Annotated in this window: 4 protein-coding genes and 1 pseudogene; all 5 read left to right on the top strand. The window is 44.4% G+C overall.

What is annotated here, in order from left to right; translation table 11 throughout:
• Window positions 1-140: pseudogene (locus ACW12G_RS07050) on the top strand (family 1 glycosylhydrolase); the annotation flags it as partial.
• A 109-nt stretch (window positions 141-249) separates the two neighbouring features.
• Entirely contained in the window at window positions 250-705 is a 456-nt protein-coding gene (locus ACW12G_RS07055) for a MarR family winged helix-turn-helix transcriptional regulator (RefSeq protein ID WP_029510067.1), read from the top strand.
• A complete protein-coding gene (locus tag ACW12G_RS07060) occupies window positions 705-2,045 on the top strand; it encodes a dihydrolipoyl dehydrogenase family protein (protein WP_455647616.1) in 1,341 nt (446 codons plus the stop codon). Before ACW12G_RS07055 ends, ACW12G_RS07060 begins: the two co-directional genes overlap by 1 nt.
• Before the next feature lie 14 nt (window positions 2,046-2,059).
• Window positions 2,060-3,016 (top strand): NADP-dependent oxidoreductase, encoded by a 957-nt coding sequence (locus ACW12G_RS07065; RefSeq protein ID WP_455647615.1) that lies wholly within the window; start codon window positions 2,060-2,062, stop codon window positions 3,014-3,016.
• The gene (locus ACW12G_RS07070) at window positions 3,017-3,376 is read left to right on the top strand and encodes a DUF1304 domain-containing protein (protein ID WP_029510070.1); all 360 of its coding nucleotides are present in this window, start codon (window positions 3,017-3,019) and stop codon (window positions 3,374-3,376) included.
• Window positions 3,377-3,480 lie beyond the last annotated feature (104 nt).

Consider the following 3,480-nt stretch of genomic DNA (forward strand, 5'->3'; position numbering starts at 1 on the left):
GTACAGGCGAAATGAAGAAGCGATATGGATAAATTTATGTTGATTTAGATGATTTTGGCGAAGGCAGTGCCAAGCGCTATAAGAAGGATAGTTTTCACTGGTATCAACAAGTGATTGCTAGTCGCGGTGAAAATTTATAAGTCAAACACACAAGGGTTTTCCTAATAAATAGGACAAACCTTTTTTGTTTTACTTGCAATTTATATCGTATGCGATATAATTACATGGCAGAAAGGGGCGTTAACAGATATGACACCAGATGATTATCTTTATGATGAACTTTGTTTATCCGTTTATAACACGAATCGTTATTTTCATCGGCTTTACAGTCGCGTATTAGAACCTTATGATTTGTCATACTTACAATACATGAGTCTTTTAATTATTCATCAACAAGGCCCTTTGAAGTTAATGGATATTGGTGCGGCACTGGATTTGTCGAGTAACACGCTCACCCCAGTCATTGATAAGCTTGTCAAAAAGTCATGGTTGCACAAGGCAACCAGTCCAACTGATAAGCGGGCCAAAGTCTTGGCGATGCCAGCTGACAAACAACCTTTATTTACACAAATTTTGGCCGAGGTCGATGCCATTCGCGATCAGTTACTGGCGCGCAGTGGCCGACCGCTTGAAGAAGTTTTGCGTGAAAACCAAGCGTTAAATCACATTTTACAAACGATGCTAACCGAAAAGGAAGAAGGATAATCATGTACGATATTATTTTTATTGGTAGTGGACATGCAGCATGGCACGGCGCGCAAACACTCGCACGTGCTGGCAAGAAGGTTGCCTTAGTTGAGGCTAATAAAGTCGCAGGCACTTGCACGAACTTTGGCTGCAATGCCAAGATTTTGTTAGATGGCCCTGCAGAAATGATGCATCATTTGCACCACTATCACGGTATTGGCATTAACGACACGCCTGATATTATTTGGCCAGAATTGATGGCTTACAAGCACCAAGTGATTGATCCGTTGTCCGATGGTTTGGCAAAAATGCTATCTGTTGACGGCATTGATATTATTGCTGGTCATGCGCAATTTATCGACCCACAAACGATTACGGTGGGTGATGTCCAATATCAGGCTGATCAATTTGTAATTGCGACTGGTCAACGCCCAGCAAAGCTACCAATTACGGGTGCTGAACTCACGCATGACAGTACCGATTTCTTGGATTTGCCAGAAATGCCAAAGTCAATGGTTTTTATTGGGGCAGGTTACATTGCGATGGAATTTGCGTCAATTGCCCATGCAGCGGGTAGCCAAGTGACTTTGATTGAATATGGTAACCGTGCGTTAAATGGGTTTGACGCGGACTATGCCCAACAGGTTGTGACTGATATGTCGGCTAAAGGTATTCAGTTTAATTTTGGTCAAGCTGTCGCCAGCGTGACCGCATTAGACAACGGGCAATATGCCGTGGCAACAGCACAAGGGCAACGCTTTGAAGCTGAATATGTCATGGATACCACGGGGCGCGTGGCCAATATTGATGGCCTCGGCTTAGACACTATTGGGGTGGCCTACGACCGTCAAGGGGTCTTGGTGAATGATCACTTGCAAACGAATGTCCCTAATATTTACGCCAGTGGTGATGTCATTTCAAAGCAAATTGCGCGGTTGACGCCAACGGCAACCTTTGAATCACACTATATTGCCCGCGTACTCTTGGGCGATCCTGCACCAATCACTTATCCGGTTGTGCCCACGGTGGCCTTTACGTTGCCACGTGTGGCCCAAGTCGGTGTGACGCCTGATGAAGCAGCCAAACGTGACGACTTGCAAGTTATTGAGATACCTTATGGGCAAGTGATGCGTTTCCAAACGTTAAATGATACCCACGCTGCCATTAAAATTGTGCTGAACCAAAAGCAACAATTGGTTGGCGCTGCTTTAATTGGTGATTTTGCACCGGAAGTCATTAACGCTTTGGTGCCAGTGATTAACAAACATTATACGAGTGACGATCTTAAAAACCAAATCTTTGCCTTCCCAACCCACACGGGAATTGTTTTGCCGATGATTGCGAACTATTTAGCTTAACAGGAGATAATGATATGAAAGCAGCAGTGATTAACCAATACGGTGATCGAAATGAATTAACAGTGGTTGACACGGCTGTGCCAGCCATTCAAGCGGATGAAGTGTTGGTCGAAAACATTGCAACTAGCATTAATCCGATTGACTATAAAGCCCGTGAAGGGTTATTGCAACGCATGTTCCAATGGCAGTTTCCCGTGGTGCTTGGTTGGGATGTCGCTGGGAAAATTGTTGCCGTTGGCGATAATGTGACCGGCTTTAAAGTTGGGGACGCCGTTTTTGCCCGGCCAGACATTGACCCGATTGGACGTAATGGGTCATACGCTGAATACACGGCAGTAAAAGCAGATAAATTGGCATTGAAGCCAGTTAACGTGAGTTTTGCTGAAGCAGCCGCGGTGCCTTTGGCTGGCTTAACGGCGTTACAAATGTTGCAACAACTGCAAGTGAGTGCGGGTAAAAAGGTGCTTATTCAAGCCGGTGCCGGTGGTGTGGGCATTTATGCCATTCAACTGGCTAAAAAGATGGGGGCCTATGTTGCCACAACGGCTAGTCAAGCCAATCATGATTTTGTGGTCGGTCTAGGTGCCGATGAAGTGATTGACTATCACACCACTAACATTCAAGATGTGCTATCAGATTATGATGCAGTCTTTGATATGGTGGGGGATGTCGATAATGGGCTTGCGATTTTGAAGCCTGGGGGTCACTTTGTGACAATTTCTGCAGCATTAACTGATGCGCAAAAGGCCACAGCAGATAAGACGGTGCGTGAAGGTTGGTTACAACCAAACGGGAAAGATTTGGCTGTGTTAGCTGCCGATATCGCTGCAGGTGACTTAAAAATTGTCGTGGATTCTGTTTATCCATTGACGATGGTAGGCATTCGATCAGCGCATGAACGTAGTGAAACGCACCACGCGCGTGGTAAAATTGTGGTACAAATTAAACCAGAAGAAAATGGGGGAGAATAAATGATAGCATTAGTGATTACGGCGTTAGTCGCCATTGAAGCAATTGGCATTATGGTTGTTGAAGTTTTTGGGTCAACACCACAACAAGCGAAGGCATTTGAACTGAAACCGGAAATTGTGGATATCCCCGAAGTGAAAACGTTACTTGGCAACCAAGGGGTGTATAATGGTTTGCTTGGTGTGTTAATCTTTGCCACGATGTTTTTATTGTCAGGGCAACAACAAGTCTTGATGTTGTCGCTTGAAATGGGCTTTATTCTAATTGCGGCTATTTATGGTAGTTTGACGGCTGCCCGCAAGATTATTTTGGTACAAGGCTTGCCAGCAGCGATTGCTTTGTTGGCGTTGTTGTTAAAATAACGCAAAAAAACCTACTCAATTGAGTAGGTTTTTTCATTACATATTAACAAGATCACCGTTGTGATCGAAAATATATTGTTTTTGTGCTTTTGTCAAATGAGTTG

The organism is Leuconostoc sp. (genome assembly GCF_965300815.1).

Excerpts from the sequence above, each read along its gene's own strand:
- ACW12G_RS07055 (WP_029510067.1), top strand. The coding sequence starts at position 250 with ATGACACCAGATGATTATCTTTATGATGAACTTTGTTTATCCGTTTAT.
- ACW12G_RS07065 (WP_455647615.1), top strand. The coding sequence starts at position 2,060 with ATGAAAGCAGCAGTGATTAACCAATACGGTGATCGAAATGAATTAACA.
- ACW12G_RS07070 (WP_029510070.1), top strand. The coding sequence starts at position 3,017 with ATGATAGCATTAGTGATTACGGCGTTAGTCGCCATTGAAGCAATTGGC.